This is a genomic window from Pseudomonas sp. SB113, assembly GCF_040754745.1.
Classification (GTDB): Bacteria; Pseudomonadota; Gammaproteobacteria; order Pseudomonadales; family Pseudomonadaceae; genus Aquipseudomonas; species Aquipseudomonas grimontii.
On record NZ_JBFMHW010000024.1, the window covers coordinates 71023 to 87407 of the forward strand.

Below are 16385 nucleotides of genomic sequence, written 5' to 3' on the forward strand. Positions count from 1 at the left end.
GATGAAGGTACTGATCACGGGCGCTCAGGGTTTCGTCGCCAGGAATCTCAGCGCTCATCTGCGCGAACGCCACGATATTGAGGTTGTTAATTTCTCTCGGGGTGACAGCGTTTCTTCTCTGGAAGTGATGCTCCGGCAGGTCGATTTTGTGTTTCACCTTGCAGGTGTCAATCGCCCACAGAGCCCTGATGAGTTCAAGACCGGTAATACGGACCTCACCCGCGCAGTCTGTGACGGTATTGTCGCCAGTGGTAGAGAGATCCCGGTGCTTTATACGTCGTCCACTCAAGCTCAGTTGGACAATGTCTACGGCGCGAGCAAGCTGGGCGCGGAGCAAGTGTTGGCGGAATTATCGGCGGAGCACGGAGTGCCGGTGCATATCTTCCGTCTGCCAAATGTGTTCGGTAAGTGGGCTCGTCCTAACTACAACTCTGCCGTCGCAACATTCTGCAATAATATCGCCTGTGGTCTTCCCATCCAGATTAATAACCCAGACGCTGCTGTCACGTTGGTTTACATCGACGATGTCATCGCTCACTTTATTGCAGTAATGGACGGAAAACTGTCTGGAGATCCTTTTGTTGTGGTTCAGCCCACCTATGAAATAACGGTGGGGGCACTTGCGACGCAGTTGGCTGCGTTTCGTGACAGCCGCGAGACACTGGTTACAGAAGCCGTCGGCACCGGGCTAGTGAGAGCGCTCTATTCAACCTATCTGAGCTATGTGCCGCCCGAGCGCTTTACCTACGAGGTTCCCAAGTATGGGGATCCGCGGGGCGTATTCGTGGAAATGCTCAAGACGCGTGACGCCGGGCAGTTCTCTTACTTCACTGCGTACCCGGGAATCACTCGGGGAGGTCATTATCATCACTCAAAGACCGAAAAGTTTTTAGTGATCAAGGGGCAAGCGTGTTTCCGTTTTCGGCATATCGTATCGGGTGAGTTTTACGAGCTGTTCACTTCCGGAGACACACCACAGATTGTGGAAACCGTACCCGGCTGGACTCACGATATTACAAACGTCGGAAATGACGAAATGATCGTCATGTTGTGGGCCAATGAAATATTTGACCGCGAGCACCCGGACACTTACGCGCTGCCCGTGGGCACTGAAGCCTAAATATACGCTCAAGTTGAGGCAGTCATGAAAAAAATGAAAGTTGTAACTGTCGTGGGGACTCGGCCAGAGATCATTCGTTTGTCGCGAGTCATAGATTCGCTGGACAGACATTGTGATCACGTATTGGTCCATACGGGCCAGAACTACGACTATGAACTCAATGAAATCTTCTTTCAGGACCTGGGCATTCGCAAGCCGGATTACTTTCTTAATGCTGCAGGGGTGAGTGGCGCACAGACCATTGGTAATGTGATTATTGCCGTCGACGGTGTGTTGGCAGAAGTCCAACCTGAAGCGCTGCTCGTGCTGGGAGACACCAATAGTTGTATGGCTGTGATTCCCGCCAAACGTCGCAAGATCCCTACGTTCCATATGGAAGCGGGCAATCGTTGCTTTGATATGCGAGTTCCCGAAGAAATCAACCGCCGTATTGTTGACCATACTGCGGATATAAATCTGACCTATAGCACCATTGCACGTGACTACCTGCTGCGCGAAGGGCTGTCCCCGGACATGGTTATCAAGACAGGCAGTCCGATGTTTGAGGTGCTCAATCATTATCGTGCCGGCATCGAAGAATCAGACGTCCTGGAGCGACTGAGCTTGCTGCAAGGCAAGTTTTTTGTCTGCAGTGCGCATCGTGAGGAAAATATCGACTCTGACAAGAATTTCCTCAAGCTGGTCGACGTGCTCAACACCGTTGCCGCTCATTATGATTTACCCATCATTGTCTCAACCCACCCACGGACGCAAAAACGCGTGGATGCGATGGGTATTTCTTTCCATAAAAATGTTCAGCTACTCAAGCCGCTTGGATTCAAAGATTACAACAAACTGCAACTTTCGGCCAAAGCGGTATTGTCCGACAGCGGCACTATCAACGAAGAGTCCTCTATCTTGAACTTCTCCGCATTGAATATTCGCGAGGCACATGAGCGTCCCGAGGGGATGGAAGAGGCTGCGGTCATGATGGTTGGGCTTGAGGTCGATCGTGTTCTTCAAGGCCTCAATATCTTGGAAAGCCAGGGTTCGGGGGATAATCGCACATTGCGACTGGTGGGTGATTACAGCATGCCTAATGTGTCAGAGAAAGTTGCCAGGATCATCCATAGCTATACGGACTATGTGAACCGGATTGTCTGGAAACGCTACTGATGAGTTTATTCAATGCCTGATAACAAACTGAGTATTCTGGTGGTGACGCAATATTTCTGGCCAGAAAATATGCGCATCAACGATCTTGTTCGAGACTTGTCTGAAAGAGGCCATTCCGTGACCGTCCTGACAGGGCTGCCAAACTACCCTGAAGGCGCTGTCGACGCTCGCTATAGCGTAGATCCAGAGAGCTTCATGGCGTACTCAGGCGCAAAGATTGTGCGTGTCCCGTTGGTCCCCCGTGGCAAACGAAGTATCAGCCTGATAATGAACTACCTGTCTTTTTTTACTGCGGCCTCAACCATCGGTGCATGGAAGTTGCGCGCAGAAAAATACGACGCGGTTTTTGTTTATGCGGTGTCTCCCGTTATGGTGGCCATACCCGCCTTGTTGATCGGGCGGATGAAAAAAGCTCCGGTGTTCATTTGGGTGCTGGATTTATGGCCCGAAACCCTTAGAGCTGTCGGAGTGTTACGTCACCCCAGCCTGCTTGCTGTTGTAGGGAAGATGGTGTCTTGGATTTACAATCGTGCGGACTACCTTCTGCTTCAATCCCACGGTTTTCTCGACAACGTGAAGCGCTATTGCACCAAGGACATTGCTCCCGAGCGTCTGGTTTACTTTCCGAGTTGGGCCGAAGATGATTTTTCCGGTGTAACGTCTCCTACGTCATCACTGCTGGCACGTGACGATCAGCTGTTTACCGTATTGTTCGCGGGCAACTTGGGTGAGGCGCAGGATTTTCCTGCGGTTATCGAGGCTGCAAGGGCGCTGAAGGGCAAGGTCGCTGTACGCTGGGTCATCGTAGGTGATGGGCGCATGAGTGATTGGCTTGCAACCAAAGTGAAATCCCATCAGTTGGACAATGTCTTGCTGTTGGGCCGCCACCCGCTTGAGGACATGCCTGCCTTGTTTGCGTCTGCGGATGCGCTGTTGGTTTCTTTGAAGACGAACGATGTTTTCGAGAAAACCATTCCAGGCAAGGTGCAGGCCTACCTAGCCTCCGGTAAGCCCATTCTCGGCATGATCAATGGTGAAGCGGCACGTGTTATTAACGAATCAGGGTCCGGTTTGTCGTGCCCGTCGGGTGATGCCGCGGCGCTTACACGAATAACACTCGAGTTGGCGACTATGAGCGCGAAGCAACTGGAGCGTATGGGCGCTGCCGGCCGTGAATATTATTTGGAACACTATTCAAAGCCTACGTTGTTGGCTCGCTTGGAACAGCTGTTTCGCGGTGCAACGTTACGTAAAGGACGTAAGTAATGTCGCAATCTGTTTTTTTGACCGGCGCGACCGGTTTTGTTGGCAATGCCGTGATGCTGCGCTTGATGCTTGACGGGGCTTCCGTGAAGGCATCTGTGCGCAGTGGTTCAGATCTGAGTGAAGACGGTGTGCATACCGTTGGCTTTGAGTCGTTTGAACAAACCGAGTGGCGCCAGCACCTCACTGGCGTCGATGCGGTGATTCATTGCGCTTCTCGTGTGCATGTGATGAATGATACTGAAACCGATCCGTTGGCCGCTTTTCGCAAGGTCAACGTAGACGGCACGCTGCATCTGGCCCGGCAAGCCGCCGAAGCAGGTGTTCGACGCTTTATCTTCATCAGTTCCATTAAGGTTAATGGTGAGGGCACCCAGCTAGGTAAGCCTTACACCGCGGATAGCCGCCCTGATCCACGCGACCCTTACGGTGTTTCCAAGATGGAGGCGGAGCAGGGCTTGAGGGAGTTGGCGAGCCAGGCTGCAATGGAAGTGGTGATCATTCGTCCGGTATTGATATATGGTCCAGGGGTGAAGGCTAACTTTCTGAATATGATGCGTTGGCTGGACAAAGGTATCCCGCTGCCATTTGGCTCTATACACAACAGTCGTAGCCTGGTGGCACTGGATAATCTGGTCGACTTGATCATCACAACGCTTGCACATCCTCAAGCGGCTAACCAGACATTTTTGGTCAGTGATGGTGAAGACCTCTCGACTACTCAGCTATTGCGCCGTATGGCCATGAGCTTGGGCACGTCGGCGCGGCTTCTACCGGTGCCGGCCTGGGTGCTAACTACAGTGGCCAATACGCTCGGCAAACGATCACTGTCCCAGCGACTGTGTGGCTCCTTGACGGTGGATATCGGCAAAACCCGTTCATTGTTGCAGTGGGCTCCACCAGTGGCGGTGGACAATGCGCTGGACGCTACTGCGAAACATTTCATGGAGCATGAGAAGCGATGACTTCTTGGTGGTTGATTGTTGTCGTTGCTCTAGTGTCTTTTGTGCTGACTGCAGGTCTACGACGTTATGCGCTCGCGCGCAGTATTATCGATATTCCAAATGCCCGAAGCTCTCATTCAATTCCCACTCCACGGGGAGGTGGTGTCGCCATCGTATTGGCGTTCTTGTTGACATTGCCGTTGTTGGGGTGGAGCCACATTGTTTCTTTGGGTGCATTGATCGCCGTAGGGGGAGCAGGAGCACTGATAGCCATTATTGGTTTCATGGACGATCATGGTCACATTGCCGCACGTTGGCGTCTGCTCGGGCACTTCGTCGCTTCTGCCTGGGCATTGTTTTGGTTGGAGGGGCTACCCCCCTTAACGGTCGCTGGCATGACTGTCGATCTAGGCTGGGCGGGCGCTGTCCTTGCTGCCTTTTATCTGGTCTGGATGTTGAATCTTTATAATTTCATGGATGGTATCGATGGGATTGCCAGCGTTGAGGCCATTTGCGCGTGCTTGAGCGCCTGTCTGATCTATTGGGTAAGTGGCTTCGAAAGCCTGATGCTGCTTCCGATTTGCCTGGCGATGGCCGTCGCCGGGTTTCTCTTCTGGAATTTTCCTCCTGCTCGAATCTTTATGGGAGACGCAGGCAGTGGATTTCTGGGAGTTGTCTTGGGTGTTTTGTCAATTCAAGCAGCTTGGGCGTCCCCGGAGTTTTTGTGGTGCTGGTTGATTCTGCTGGGTGTATTCATCGTTGACGCCACGTTCACACTGGCTCGCAGGTGCGCGCGCGGGGATAAGGTTTACGAGGCTCATCGCAGCCATGCCTACCAATTCGCTTCCAGGCGCTATAGGCGGCATATGCCGGTAACGCTGGCAGTCGCAGCGCTTAACTTCTTCTGGTTGCTACCCGTCGCGTTGTGCGTTGTCTTGTGGGGGGTGGACGGCGCATTGGCAACAGCAGTTGCCTACGCACCGTTAGTCGTGTTGGCCGTCAAGTTTCATGCTGGAGCCCTAGAAAGTAACGTCACTGTGGTCAACGGTGAAAGCTGACTAATAGCAAGCCAGAGTTTGACGATAGAAGTAGAATGGCCTGAAAGTAATGAACTGTAGGAGCAGCTAGTGATAGGCGAAGGGACCATGGACACATTACGAACATTATTGTTAGGACTACCACGCCGTAAAAAACGCTTGATCCAGGTTACTACGGATGTGATTGTCGTCTGGGCCGCGTTATGGCTCGCATTCATCGTGCGACTGGGCATCGATGACATGGTCAATCCGTTCATGGACCACATATGGCTGTTCATAGCTGCCCCCGTCGTTGCTATCCCTCTCTTTGTCCGGTTTGGAATGTATCGCGCGGTGATGCGTTACTTTGGTAATGACGCGCTTATTGCCATTATCAAGGCCGTTAGCCTTTCTTCGTTGATTCTCGGGGTGGTCGTTTACTGGTACAGCAACCATCAGAATGTCGTTCCGCGTTCCATCGTCTTCAACTACTGGTGGCTAAGCCTGATTATGGTGGGTGGGCTGAGATTAGCGATGCGCCAGTATTTCCTAGGCGACTGGTTTTCCGCTTCACAGCACGTTCCTTTCACCAATCGTGAAGACAGTTTGCCCCGGGTAGCCATCTACGGTGCAGGAGCGGCGGGTAACCAATTGGTGGCTGCTTTGCGTATGGGCCGTTTAATGCGGCCGGTTGCTTTTATCGATGACGATGGCAGCATCGCCGAGCGTGTGATCTCTGGTCTCCAAGTTTACAAGCCAAGGCATATTCAACGCATGATCGATGCCACGGGAGCTCAAGAGATTTTACTTGCGATTCCCTCTTCCAACAGGAGTCGCCGGCGTGAAATTCTCGGGTTTCTGGAGAGCTTTCCGCTGCATGTACGAAGTGTCCCCGGCTTTATGGACTTGGCCAGCGGCCGAGTTAAAGTAGACGATATTCAAGAGGTCGACGTTGCTGACCTATTGGGGCGCGACCCTGTTCCGGCGCAAGCGGAGCTTCTGGAGCATTGTATCAAGGGGCAGAGCGTATTGGTGACGGGGGCGGGTGGCTCTATCGGCTCTGAGCTTTGTCGGCAGATTATGTCGCTGCGTCCAACCACGTTACTGTTGTATGAGCATAGTGAGTTTAATCTTTACAGTATCCTCTCTGAGCTCGAGCGGCGAATCATCCGTGAGTCCTTGCCTATTAAGTTGCTTCCGATTCTAGGTTCTGTCCGTAATGAGCCCAAACTAATGGGCGTTATGAAGAATTGGAAAGTAGATACGGTATACCACGCCGCCGCGTACAAGCATGTCCCGATGGTCGAACACAACATTGCCGAAGGTATATTGAATAATACGATTGGCACGCTACATACTGCTCAAGCGGCACTTCAGGCCGGTGTCTCTAACTTTGTATTGATTTCTACCGACAAAGCAGTACGTCCGACTAATGTAATGGGCAGCACCAAGCGCTTGGCGGAGCTGACGTTGCAAGCCTTAAGTCGCGAGTTGGCCCCCGTGCTTTTTGGTGATAAGTCTAATGTGTCGCGAGTCAATAAGACGCGTTTTACCATGGTTCGCTTTGGTAATGTCCTGGGCTCTTCGGGGTCCGTAATTCCGCTATTCCACAAGCAGATAAAATCGGGTGGTCCCCTTACCGTCACGCATCCGAAAATAACGCGTTATTTCATGACTATCCCAGAGGCCGCTCAACTGGTTATTCAGGCTGGCTCGATGGGACGGGGCGGTGATGTGTTCGTGCTGGACATGGGAGAACCAGTAAAAATTGTTGAGTTGGCGGAGAAAATGATCCATCTGTCAGGCTTGAGTATTCGTTCAGACAAAAACCCTTACGGTGATATCGCAATTGAGTTCTCGGGTCTGCGACCTGGCGAGAAGCTTTATGAAGAATTACTGATTGGAGACAACGTGGCCGCTACGCGGCACCCCATGATCATGAGCGCTAACGAGGATCACTTATCGTGGGACGTACTGAAAGACAGGCTGGCCGAAATATTGGATGCTGTTGAGCTAGATGATTACACGCGTGTACGGCAACTTCTACGCGAGACGGTGAGCGGCTACTCCCCTGAAGGTGAAATTGTCGATTGGATCTACCAGCAGCGCCGTCTCGAGCCATGAGGCATAAAGGCATATCGTTCAGTCGATTAATTACCTAGAGGTTGGCTTATATTTTTTCGTAATGTTGATCCCCGCAAGCGAGCCGGACGGCACTCTTGTCAAGCTGGTAGATGAACTATTGGACCTGATGCAACGTAAGCGATCCATAAACCCCACCTATCCCAAGGTGGGTCAACGGTTTACCGTGGCTTCTCCGGTGAGCAGTTCCACGGCAGCAAGGCTTCGTAGTCTTCGACCGTCGAGGCATATGGCAACCGCTCCAGTACGTGGCGCAGCCACGTATAGGGCTCCTGGCCGTTGACCTTGGCGGTCTCGACCAAGCTGTAAATCTTTGCGCTGGCGGCGGCGCCGTTGACGGTATCACTGAACAACCAAGCTTTGCGTCCGATCACAAACGGCTTGATCGCTCTTTCAGCGGCGTTGTTGTCGACGGGTAAATAACCCGCTTCGACATAGCGCTCCAGTCGGTTCCAATTATTCGCCAGATAGTGCACAGCCTTGCCTAATGCGCTTTGCGGCGTCACTTGGGATTGGGTCTTAGCCAGCCAGCTTTTCAGTTGGGCCAGGATCGGCAAACTCTTTTCCTGACGAGCGATAAACCGTTGTTCGTCGCTGGCGTCTTTGGATTCGCGTTCGATGCTGTACAGTTTGTTGATCATCGTCAGCGCGATATCAGCCCTCCCGGTTTTACCCTTAGGCTGCACTTTTTGCGCATCCACGAACTTGCGGCGTGCATGCGCCATGCATGCCAGTCGCTCCACGCCCGGCTGCAACGCCAGGGCGTTATAGCCGGCGTAATCATCGGTCATCACATAGCCGCGATAGCTGGCTTTCCAGCAAGCGGTCGCGCATCAAATTCAGCAGTGGCTGGAAGTGTTCGCCGCACTGGATAACCCCCAACGGGCCAAGGTCTGGCGCGGGATGTCGATACCATGGCGGCCCAGCACTTTTTCGAAACGGTAAAGCGGCAAACCGTCCACGTATTTGGTAGTCAGCAGCATCGCCAGCACGCTGGGACTGGCCATACTCTTTTCGATCAACTGAGCAGGCTTGTCAGCCGTGACCGGTGCAGTTTCACAGCCCCGGCAACCGTAGACCTTGCGGATGTGCCTGATGACACGGATCTGCATCGGCACGATGTCCAGTTGTTCGCTGGTTTCTTCGCCGATGGCGTGTTTGCGGCAACCGCAGGCGCAGGTCAGTTCGTGTTCAGGCAGTTCGTGGATGATTTCGATACGCGGCAGATCGGCCGACAACGGCTTGCGCTTGCCACGGCGCGGCGTCGGCGCAACGGCTTCTTCGTCAGGGTCATCAACGAGCGGCATCGGCTCGCTTTCGGGCTCGTTGAACAGCGCCAGTTGCGGCGTGTTGGGCTCGACAGTCTGTTTGGACTTGCGCCCGAACAAGCGGTCGCGCAGCAACTTGATCTGCTCTTTCAGGTCGACGATGTGGGTTTGATAAGCCTGGGCCACTTCTTCCTGGCGACTGAGTGCCTCAAGCAGCAGTTGCTTGAGCAAAACAGGATCATCAGGAAGGTCGTCGGGCAGGGAAATCATGGCCCGGATTATACCGGGTCAGGCTACGTAGCGTGGGGTCAAAACCTGATGAGGGCGGTTGCGCCAAAGGTCAAAACCGTCGAGCAACCAGTTCAGTTCCTGGACGCTCAATACGATGGCTTCGTCGGTGACGTCGGGCGAGGTTTTGAAACGCTCGGATTCCAGGCGCTTGAGCCAAAGACAGAAGCCGTTGCGCTCCCAATAGAGGATTTTCACCCGGTGCGGGAGCGATTCAGAAAAACGAAAAGTACCGGGTTGAAGACGGCCACCTTGATATCCAGCTCGACCAGGGCGGCCAGGCCGTCGATGGATTTTCGGAAGTCCACGGACTTGGGGTAAAGGTAAACTTTTTCGAGTTTGGCGTCGGGACGCATCATGAGGTGCTGGCTCCAGAAAGAGATCGGGAGCGCAGCATCGGGCTTCAATGGGCGGCTTTGAATGTGTGGGTGATAGATCGGTTACAATCAATCGGCGTTCTTGTTTCTGTGTTTCCCGGGATTCCGCGAAGAACCTAAAAAAACCGGCCACCAAGGACCGGTTTTTTATGCATCCCCCGCGAAAACTTGAATCGCCACGGATCTTCACGAATGTGATGCGTCATACCTGGGGGATGCGGCGGAAATCTTGGACTACTTGGAGGTAGTTCATGTATTCATACGAAGACCGTATCCGAGCGTTCAAGCTCTACATCAAACTGGGCAAGCGAATCGGGGCAACTATTCGTCAGTTGGGCTTCCCGACGAAGAACTCTTTGAAGAGCTGGCACGCAGAGTATGAGCGATGCCTCGACCTGCCGCGTAGCTACGAGAACTCGAAGTCGAAGTACTCACTGGCCCAAAGGGAAAAGGCTGTCGGGCACTATCTCGAATACGGTCGCAACATCGCCGCTACCATCAAGGTGTTGGGCTACCCCGCGCGGGATTCGTTGTGTGCCTGGATTTACGAAATGCACCCCGAGTTGCATACGCGTATTGTCGGTGGATCAGACGGGTTAGCCCGGCCGCCAGCAGTGAAGCAGGCAGCGGTCATCGCGCTGTGCACTCGAAAAGAAAGTGCGAAAGCCCTGGCTCAAAAGCTGGGCGTGTGCAGGCCGACCTTGTACAACTGGAAAAACCAGCTGCTCGTCCCAGAGGCATCCCCATCCATGAAGTGTCAGCTTGAAACCTCATCGTCACCGGAACGAGAGGAGTTGCAGCGGCAACTCGAATCTCTCCAGCTCAATGTTCGCCGTTTGCAGCTTGAACATGACCTGTTGATGAGGGCGAATGAACTCATAAAAAAGAAACGGGCATCAACCGGCAAGTCCTGACCAATCGGGAGAAGACATTGCTGGCTGATGCCCTAAGGCAGAGGTACTCCTTGCTAGAGCTGCTTGACGCGTTGGGTTTGGCCCGAAGCTCCTATTTCTATCATCGAGCCCGAATGCAGGTCGCGGAAAAGTACACCGAAGTGCGTCGTACCATGGCGGACATATTCGAGCGCAATCATCGTTGCTATGGCTACCGTCGGATGCGAGCTTCGTTGAGCAGGCAGCGTGTGCGCCTTTCAGAGAAGGTGGTGCAGCGCTTGATGAAGCAGGAGTGCCTAGTCGTCGCCAAGCCGAAACGGCGTCGATACGGTTCCTACCTCGGGGAGATCAGTCCGGCGCCGGAAAACCTCCTCAACCGCGACTTCACGGCCCTAGCTCCGAATGAGAAATGGCTGACCGACATCTCGGAGTTCCAGATCCCGGCCGACAAGGTGTACCTGTCCCCCATGATCGACTGCTTCGATGGGAAGGTAATCAGTTGGTCGATCGGCACGCGTCCCGATGCCGAGCTTGTGAACACGATGCTGGATGCCGCTGTCGAAACGGTGGTCAGCAACGATAAACGGCCTGTTGTTCACTCCGATCGTGGCGCTCACTACCGCTGGCCCGGCTGGTTATCGCGCATCGCTGATGCGAAGCTGATTCGTTCGATGTCGCGCAAAGGCTGCTCACCTGACAACGCGGCTTGTGAAGGTTTCTTCGGCCGACTGAAAACGGAGCTGTTCTATCCTCGCAACTGGCAGTCAACGAGCATCGAGCAGTTCATTCAGGCCTTGGATTCGTACATTCGCTGGTACAACGAGAAACGAATCAAGATTTCCCTGGGCGCTCTCAGCCCCGTTGAGTATCGTGAGAGACTGGGCCTCGCGGCATAACCAGTCCAATTTTTTGTCCGCATCCCCACTGGGTCAGTTTTCGGTCAGCGGCAACAGCCAAGCTTATCAAACTTAAAGAATGGCTATTTTTTGGCGAGTGCGGAGTTTCTCAAAGTTTGAAGTTGATAATAAGGATGAAAGCGGTAAGCGATTAAGGGCTGATAGAGGTCTAGCAAAAGGCGTAAAGCTCATGTGTGTACCTCTGGAGGTTTTTCAGATAAAAGCGGGGGGATTGAAGTTTAGGCGACGCGGCTCATGAAGGTTGGGCTGTGTTTCAGGGGCAAGGCGTTGTGGTCGAGTTTATAAGTGCTGCTGGCACTGGGGGCATTAAAGGTTGTGCTCGTAGCTCGTCGGGCTTCAAGGTTACCTTACAGCAATGAGTTTTCTTTTCTGTTGCTCAAAATAAAACCGCTGATAGACTGCACCTCTTGCTTGCATTCGAAGGGTGGTGGTTGTGAGTCCGTTAAGTTCTAGGTGTGTTACGTATTTCGACTGCTTGAGATTTTTATTGGCTCAAGTAGTAGTTATAGGTCACGGGTTTGGATTTTTTTTCGGCTATTGGGGTGGTTTTTTTCCATCCAAGGCCCCTTATATTCAGTCAGTTGCAGTTGTTGGGTTCTTTTTTGTTTCGGGGTTTCTAATATGTCGGAGTGCAATGGCGAATATAAGGCATAAAGGCGGCGACTATATGCGTTATTACGTTGATAGGTTGTCGAGAGTGTATGTAACTCTTATTCCGTGTTTAATTTTTGTTTTTTTGGTGGATTTATTATTCTCTTTTCAATTTTCAGATTTTGAGTTGGGGGTTAACTTAACATTCAGCACATTTTTCAAAAATTTACTTCTTATCCCATCCATGCCGTTCGGAACAATGAGGCCGATATGGAGTTTGATGTTTGAGTGGTGGATATATATCCTTTTCGGTGGAATTGTGTTTTTCCGAAAAAATTGGATTTTTTCGGCAATATGCATTGGGATTGGTGGCTATTATACTTTTAGGGTCAATGCGAAAGGAGAAGCTGGTCATCTAGAGTTGATTTGGATGGCGGGGGCTGTTGCATCTTTGGTTTTTGAGCGTATTAGGAAATATGAGTACTCCCGATATATTGCTTGGGCGTCTCTGTCGTTTGCAATAATTATTTATTTTTTGACGTGTGATGCTTATAATATTTTTGCCGGTTTGCTTTTCTCATCTGGCTTGCTGTTTATAGCTGTTCATTTTAATGGCAGTGAAGTGTCTTTTGATTCAAGAGTTTCGTGGTGTTTCAATAAATTGGCAGGTTATAGTTTTACGTTGTTTTTGACGCATTATACTGTGCTGTACTGGTTGCATAAGATGGGGGCCTCAGGAGCGGTTGGTTTGTTTCTAGCGTTCGTTCTCGCGAATATAATTGCTTTTATCATTGCGTCGGTTACTGAGAATTATCATAAGCATGTCTCGGCAAAGGCTCTGAGCTTCATTGCAGGTATAAGAGAAAGGATGCCGGCGCGATAGAGTTTCGTGTAAACGATGTGGTGTTATTTCTATGCCTATCTATCTTCGTCTTATCGAGCCGAGCATTGAGAATGCTGACACGCAATCAGGGCGTGGCAGAGAGAAAGGTCAGTGATTTTTTGGAGCGATTGAGTGCAACAACTGCTTAGTCTTCAAGGGTGGGCAGGCTTTGACCTGCTCGCGCGTGGGAGGTATGAGTTGATGTTCGATGAAATTCCGTGGGGCAAAAATGGGGCAAACCGGACGCCAACCAATGCCATTTAATGCCAAATGAACGAATGACCACGACATGTCAAAAAGCCCTAGCCCTTATTTACGAGGCTATAGGGCTTTTTGCGTTGGTACTCCAACACAATCGGGGTGTTACATATCGATCTCTTCGAGCTTGAAGTACCGAGTGCCAGCTTTGAGGGTGGTAAAAGTCGTGCACTCACAATACGGTTGGGTGTGTAGTGGTCTAATGAAACCGGACACCCATTTAGGCGAGAATGCTCGCCAGATCGAGGTGTCAGATGACCAAACAACGCCGCTCCTTTACTCCTGAATTCAAGCGTGAGGCTGCCGACCTTGTGCTCAAACAAAACTACAGCTACATCGAAGCCAGCCGTTCACTCGGCATTGGTGAGTCGGCATTGCGCCGCTGGGTTGACCAGATTCAGAAAGAACATAAAGGCATCACTCCGCAGAGCAAGGCACTGACGTCGGAGCAGCAAAAAATTCAGGAGCTGGAAGCCCGGATTGCTCGGCTTGAGCGAGAGAAATCAATACTAAAAAAGGCTACCGCGCTCTTGATGTCGGAAGATCACGAGCGTTCGCGCTGATTGACCAGTTGAGCGCCCATGAGCCGGTTGATTGGCTGTGCAAGGTGTTTGACGTCACTCGCTCGTGTTACTACGCCCAGCGCCTGCGGCGCCGCACGCCCGATGTTGAACGGCTTCGATTACGTAGTCGCGTCAGTGAGCTGTTCTCGCAAAGTCGCAGCTCTGCGGGCAGTCGTAGCATTCTGTCGCTGATGCGTGAAGACGGTGAGCAACTCGGTCGATTCAAAGTGCGTAGCTTGATGCGCGAGCTTGATTTAGTCAGCAAACAACCCGGCTCCCATGCCTACAAACGAGCAACAGTAGAAAGACTGGATATCCCGAACACATTGAACCGCGAGTTCGACGTGCCAGCGCCCAATCAAGTCTGGTGCGGCGATATCACCTACATTTGGGCGCAAGGAAAGTGGCATTACCTGGCTGTCGTCTTGGATCTTTGTACGCGTCGGATCGTGGGTTGGGCGCTGTCGGAAAAGCCAGACGCTGAGCTGGTGATCAAAGCGTTGGATATGGCCTACGAGCAGCGTGGCAGGCCTTCGGATCTGCTATTCCACTCGGACCAAGGATCGCAATATGCAAGCCGACTCTTTCGCCAGCGGTTGTGGCGATACCGCATGCGCCAGAGCATGAGTCGACGAGGAAACTGCTGGGATAACGCACCGATGGAGCGCGTATTTCGCAGCTTGAAAACAGAATGGATACCGACCGTGGGCTATCGAACTGCGCAGGAAGCACAGCGCGATATCAGCCATTTTTTGATGCATCGCTACAACTGGATTAGGCCTCATCAATTCAACGATGGGTTGGCTCCAGCGCGGGCCGAGGCAAAACTTAACGTCGTGTCCGGGATTAGTTGACCACTACAGACACTCTCTCCCTCTCCGTTTTCACACCCTGTTACTCAGCAATTTTTGACTCCCTCCAGTCATCGACTAGTTTAGAAAAGCAGCTTCGGAAAAGCTGCTTTTCCCTCATCAATGTCATGGAGCGTCACAATGCAAAACACCTACCTCACCTCCCTAATCTTCGCCTTCCTCACCACCCTCTCCGTCACCACCACCGCAGCTCCCTCCATCAAACCTGAAGCCCCAACCCCTATCACCGCCCAGATGACCCAGGCCGAGCAATCCGCCAAGGTCAACCTGAATGCCGCCGACGCCGAAACGCTGCGTCGTGACTTGTTCGGTATCGGTGCCGCTAAAGCCAAGGCGATCGTCGCTTATCGCGAAAGCAATGGTCCGTTCACGGCGGTGGATGAGTTGTTGGAAGTGAAGGGTATCGGCAAGGCGTTGCTGGAGAAGAATCGCGATAGGCTGGCCATCAACTGATCCCCCCGAGAGGCCGGTCATTGATCGGCCTTTTTATCCTCCGGGTTTTGCGTTTTCAGGCTTTTGCGCACGACGTCCATGATCCGTCTCGCCGATTGAGGGTCTTCAACACTCCTGGCCAGTACTAATGCGCCCACCAGTGTCGACATCATCACCAGGCTGTCTGCATCGCAACGCCCCTCTCCCAATGCCGTTTCTATTTGCTTGAGCCTTGCGTCGAGCACCTGGTCCGTTGTCGCACTGGGTTGGCCTCTCAGCCCCAGTTCTGAACACATCGTTGGCAGCGGGCAGCCCTGGTCCGGGGAGGTCAGGTGCCATTCCGACAGGTAACTGTCGATAAACGCGCCCAGCGGCTGCTCCTGGCTGAACAGCATGTCGCAATGGGCATCCAGGTCCGCAGCCGCCGCCTGTAGGGCAGTCTCGACCAATTCGCCCTTGGATTTGAAATGCGCGTAAAAGCCGCCGTGGGTCAGGTTCAGCGCTTTCATCAGTGGCTGCAGGCCGGTGGCGTCGATGCCGTCGCGGCGAAAGCGTGCAGACGCTTCCTTGATGATGCGTTGGTGGGTCTGGGCTTTGTGGTTTTGTGAATAACGCATAGGGCAGCCTCGGTTGCAGGCTGGCATTTTAACCAACTTGAGCTTTTTTACACTTTCGTCGGCGTTTAGGGCGTTGGCATGAAATGTGATTACGTCTAGACGGAAGATTGTTCAACAATCGTGAGGTGGTCATGACGCTCAGTTTGTCTTTAGCCGATCAGATTGCCCTGGAACTGCGTGCCGACATTATTGGCGGGCGGTTATTGCCGGGCATGGCATTGGTCGAGGTGGATCTGGTCAGGGCCTACAGTGCGTCGCGTAATACGATTCGCGAAGCGTTGCACCGTCTGGGGCAGGAGGGGTTGACCCGTTATGTGCGCAACAAGGGCGTTATGGTCCGGCGGTTGGAGCGGGAGGAAGTCTGCGACCTGTTTGTAGTCCGCCGCACTCTGGAGCTGCAGGCCATCGCCCAAAGCAGCGCCTTGACGCACGATCAATCCGAACGCATGCAAAACGCTATCGACGCCACCACCCTGGCCCGTGAGCGCGAGGATTGGCGCGCCGTGGCCACCCACAGTTTGCTGTTTCATCAGCACATTGTCGGGTTGATGCGCAGCCCTTTGTTCGATGAGTTTTTCGCCCAGGTCATCGCCCAACTGCGTCTGGTGTTCTGTGCCGCGCCCGATGAACAACGGTTCCAGTCGCCCTGGTTGGAGCGTGATCGTGAGCTTTATCAATTGCTGGTCAAGCAGGACAAACCGGCGGCAGGGGAGGCGATGAGCCTGTACCTGGATGATTCGGAACGCCTGTCGTTGGCCCTGTTTAATCATCCCTGATCGAGGATCT

Annotated in this window: 14 protein-coding genes and 1 pseudogene; 11 read left to right on the top strand and 4 right to left on the bottom strand. The window is 52.8% G+C overall.

All coding sequences use genetic code 11. The annotated features are described in order from the left end of the window. Position 1 precedes the first annotated feature (1 nt). The 6 genes from AB1462_RS25445 (at position 2) to AB1462_RS25470 (ending at position 7622) form a co-directional block, all read left to right on the top strand. Entirely contained in the window at positions 2-1120 is a 1119-nt protein-coding gene (locus AB1462_RS25445; RefSeq protein WP_367248205.1) for an NAD-dependent epimerase/dehydratase family protein, read from the top strand. Between the two features lie 24 nt (positions 1121-1144). Then, a complete protein-coding gene (gene wecB / locus AB1462_RS25450; protein ID WP_367248206.1) occupies positions 1145-2275 on the top strand; it encodes a non-hydrolyzing UDP-N-acetylglucosamine 2-epimerase in 1131 nt (376 codons plus the stop codon). 12 nt (positions 2276-2287) lie between these two features. Then, positions 2288-3541, top strand: coding sequence for a glycosyltransferase family 4 protein (locus AB1462_RS25455; RefSeq protein WP_367248208.1), 1254 nt, complete (start codon positions 2288-2290; stop codon positions 3539-3541). Continuing rightward, positions 3541-4503 carry a UDP-glucose 4-epimerase family protein gene (locus AB1462_RS25460; RefSeq protein WP_367248209.1) on the top strand — a complete coding sequence of 321 codons (963 nt, stop codon included), beginning with the start codon at positions 3541-3543 and terminating at the stop codon, positions 4501-4503. Before AB1462_RS25455 ends, AB1462_RS25460 begins: the two co-directional genes overlap by 1 nt. Further along, positions 4500-5540 (top strand): glycosyltransferase family 4 protein, encoded by a 1041-nt coding sequence (locus tag AB1462_RS25465; protein ID WP_367248210.1) that lies wholly within the window; start codon positions 4500-4502, stop codon positions 5538-5540. The genes AB1462_RS25460 and AB1462_RS25465 overlap by 4 nt, the downstream gene beginning before the upstream one ends. An 87-nt stretch (positions 5541-5627) precedes the next feature. After that, entirely contained in the window at positions 5628-7622 is a 1995-nt protein-coding gene (locus AB1462_RS25470; protein WP_367248212.1) for a polysaccharide biosynthesis protein, read from the top strand. Between the two features lie 179 nt (positions 7623-7801). Here the strand turns inward: AB1462_RS25470 and AB1462_RS25475 are convergent, their stop codons facing one another. The 3 genes and pseudogenes from AB1462_RS25475 to tnpB all read right to left on the bottom strand — a co-directional run bounded on the left by AB1462_RS25475 (position 7802) and on the right by tnpB (position 9555). Next, a complete protein-coding gene (locus tag AB1462_RS25475; RefSeq protein WP_367248213.1) occupies positions 7802-8431 on the bottom strand; it encodes an IS66 family transposase in 630 nt (209 codons plus the stop codon). A gap of 48 nt (positions 8432-8479) precedes the next feature. Continuing rightward, positions 8480-9178, bottom strand: coding sequence for an IS66 family transposase zinc-finger binding domain-containing protein (locus AB1462_RS25480; RefSeq protein ID WP_367248214.1), 699 nt, complete (start codon positions 9176-9178; stop codon positions 8480-8482). 18 nt (positions 9179-9196) lie between these two features. Beyond that, a pseudogene (gene tnpB, locus AB1462_RS25485) lies at positions 9197-9555 on the bottom strand (IS66 family insertion sequence element accessory protein TnpB). A 269-nt stretch (positions 9556-9824) separates the two neighbouring features. Here tnpB and AB1462_RS25490 point away from each other — a divergent pair. The 4 genes from AB1462_RS25490 (at position 9825) to AB1462_RS25505 (ending at position 15003) form a co-directional block, all read left to right on the top strand. Then, a protein-coding gene (locus AB1462_RS25490) for an IS3 family transposase (protein WP_367248216.1) occupies positions 9825-11362 on the top strand; the annotation gives its coding sequence in 2 pieces (ribosomal slippage) (positions 9825-10461 and positions 10461-11362; 1539 coding nt in all). A 454-nt stretch (positions 11363-11816) separates the two neighbouring features. Beyond that, on the top strand, positions 11817-12857 hold the full coding sequence (locus AB1462_RS25495; protein ID WP_367248217.1) for an acyltransferase family protein: 1041 nt from the start codon (positions 11817-11819) through the stop codon (positions 12855-12857). Between the two features lie 512 nt (positions 12858-13369). Beyond that, positions 13370-14532 (top strand): IS3 family transposase gene (locus AB1462_RS25500; RefSeq protein WP_367248218.1). Its coding sequence is split into 2 segments (ribosomal slippage): positions 13370-13625 and positions 13625-14532, totalling 1164 coding nucleotides; the frame shifts between segments, so codons are not numbered across the junction. A gap of 138 nt (positions 14533-14670) precedes the next feature. Further along, the gene (locus AB1462_RS25505; RefSeq protein WP_090407389.1) at positions 14671-15003 is read left to right on the top strand and encodes a ComEA family DNA-binding protein; all 333 of its coding nucleotides are present in this window, start codon (positions 14671-14673) and stop codon (positions 15001-15003) included. A 17-nt stretch (positions 15004-15020) separates the two neighbouring features. Here AB1462_RS25505 and AB1462_RS25510 read toward each other — a convergent pair whose 3' ends face one another. Then, positions 15021-15599, bottom strand: coding sequence for a TetR/AcrR family transcriptional regulator (locus tag AB1462_RS25510; protein WP_367248219.1), 579 nt, complete (start codon positions 15597-15599; stop codon positions 15021-15023). Between the two features lie 131 nt (positions 15600-15730). Here AB1462_RS25510 and AB1462_RS25515 point away from each other — a divergent pair, with 131 nt between their 5' ends. Then, positions 15731-16375 (top strand): GntR family transcriptional regulator, encoded by a 645-nt coding sequence (locus AB1462_RS25515; RefSeq protein WP_090410102.1) that lies wholly within the window; start codon positions 15731-15733, stop codon positions 16373-16375. Positions 16376-16385: the final 10 nt, after the last annotated feature.

Coding starts and splice junctions, on each gene's coding strand:
- AB1462_RS25460 (WP_367248209.1), top strand. CDS start 3,541: ATGTCGCAATCTGTTTTTTTGACCGGCGCGACCGGTTTTGTTGGCAAT.
- AB1462_RS25455 (WP_367248208.1), top strand. CDS start 2,288: ATGCCTGATAACAAACTGAGTATTCTGGTGGTGACGCAATATTTCTGG.
- AB1462_RS25465 (WP_367248210.1), top strand. CDS start 4,500: ATGACTTCTTGGTGGTTGATTGTTGTCGTTGCTCTAGTGTCTTTTGTG.
- AB1462_RS25445 (WP_367248205.1), top strand. CDS start 2: ATGAAGGTACTGATCACGGGCGCTCAGGGTTTCGTCGCCAGGAATCTC.
- AB1462_RS25515 (WP_090410102.1), top strand. CDS start 15,731: ATGACGCTCAGTTTGTCTTTAGCCGATCAGATTGCCCTGGAACTGCGT.
- AB1462_RS25510 (WP_367248219.1), bottom strand. CDS start 15,599: ATGCGTTATTCACAAAACCACAAAGCCCAGACCCACCAACGCATCATC.
- AB1462_RS25470 (WP_367248212.1), top strand. CDS start 5,628: ATGGACACATTACGAACATTATTGTTAGGACTACCACGCCGTAAAAAA.
- AB1462_RS25505 (WP_090407389.1), top strand. CDS start 14,671: ATGCAAAACACCTACCTCACCTCCCTAATCTTCGCCTTCCTCACCACC.
- AB1462_RS25480 (WP_367248214.1), bottom strand. CDS start 9,178: ATGATTTCCCTGCCCGACGACCTTCCTGATGATCCTGTTTTGCTCAAG.
- AB1462_RS25475 (WP_367248213.1), bottom strand. CDS start 8,431: ATGACCGATGATTACGCCGGCTATAACGCCCTGGCGTTGCAGCCGGGC.
- wecB (WP_367248206.1), top strand. CDS start 1,145: ATGAAAAAAATGAAAGTTGTAACTGTCGTGGGGACTCGGCCAGAGATC.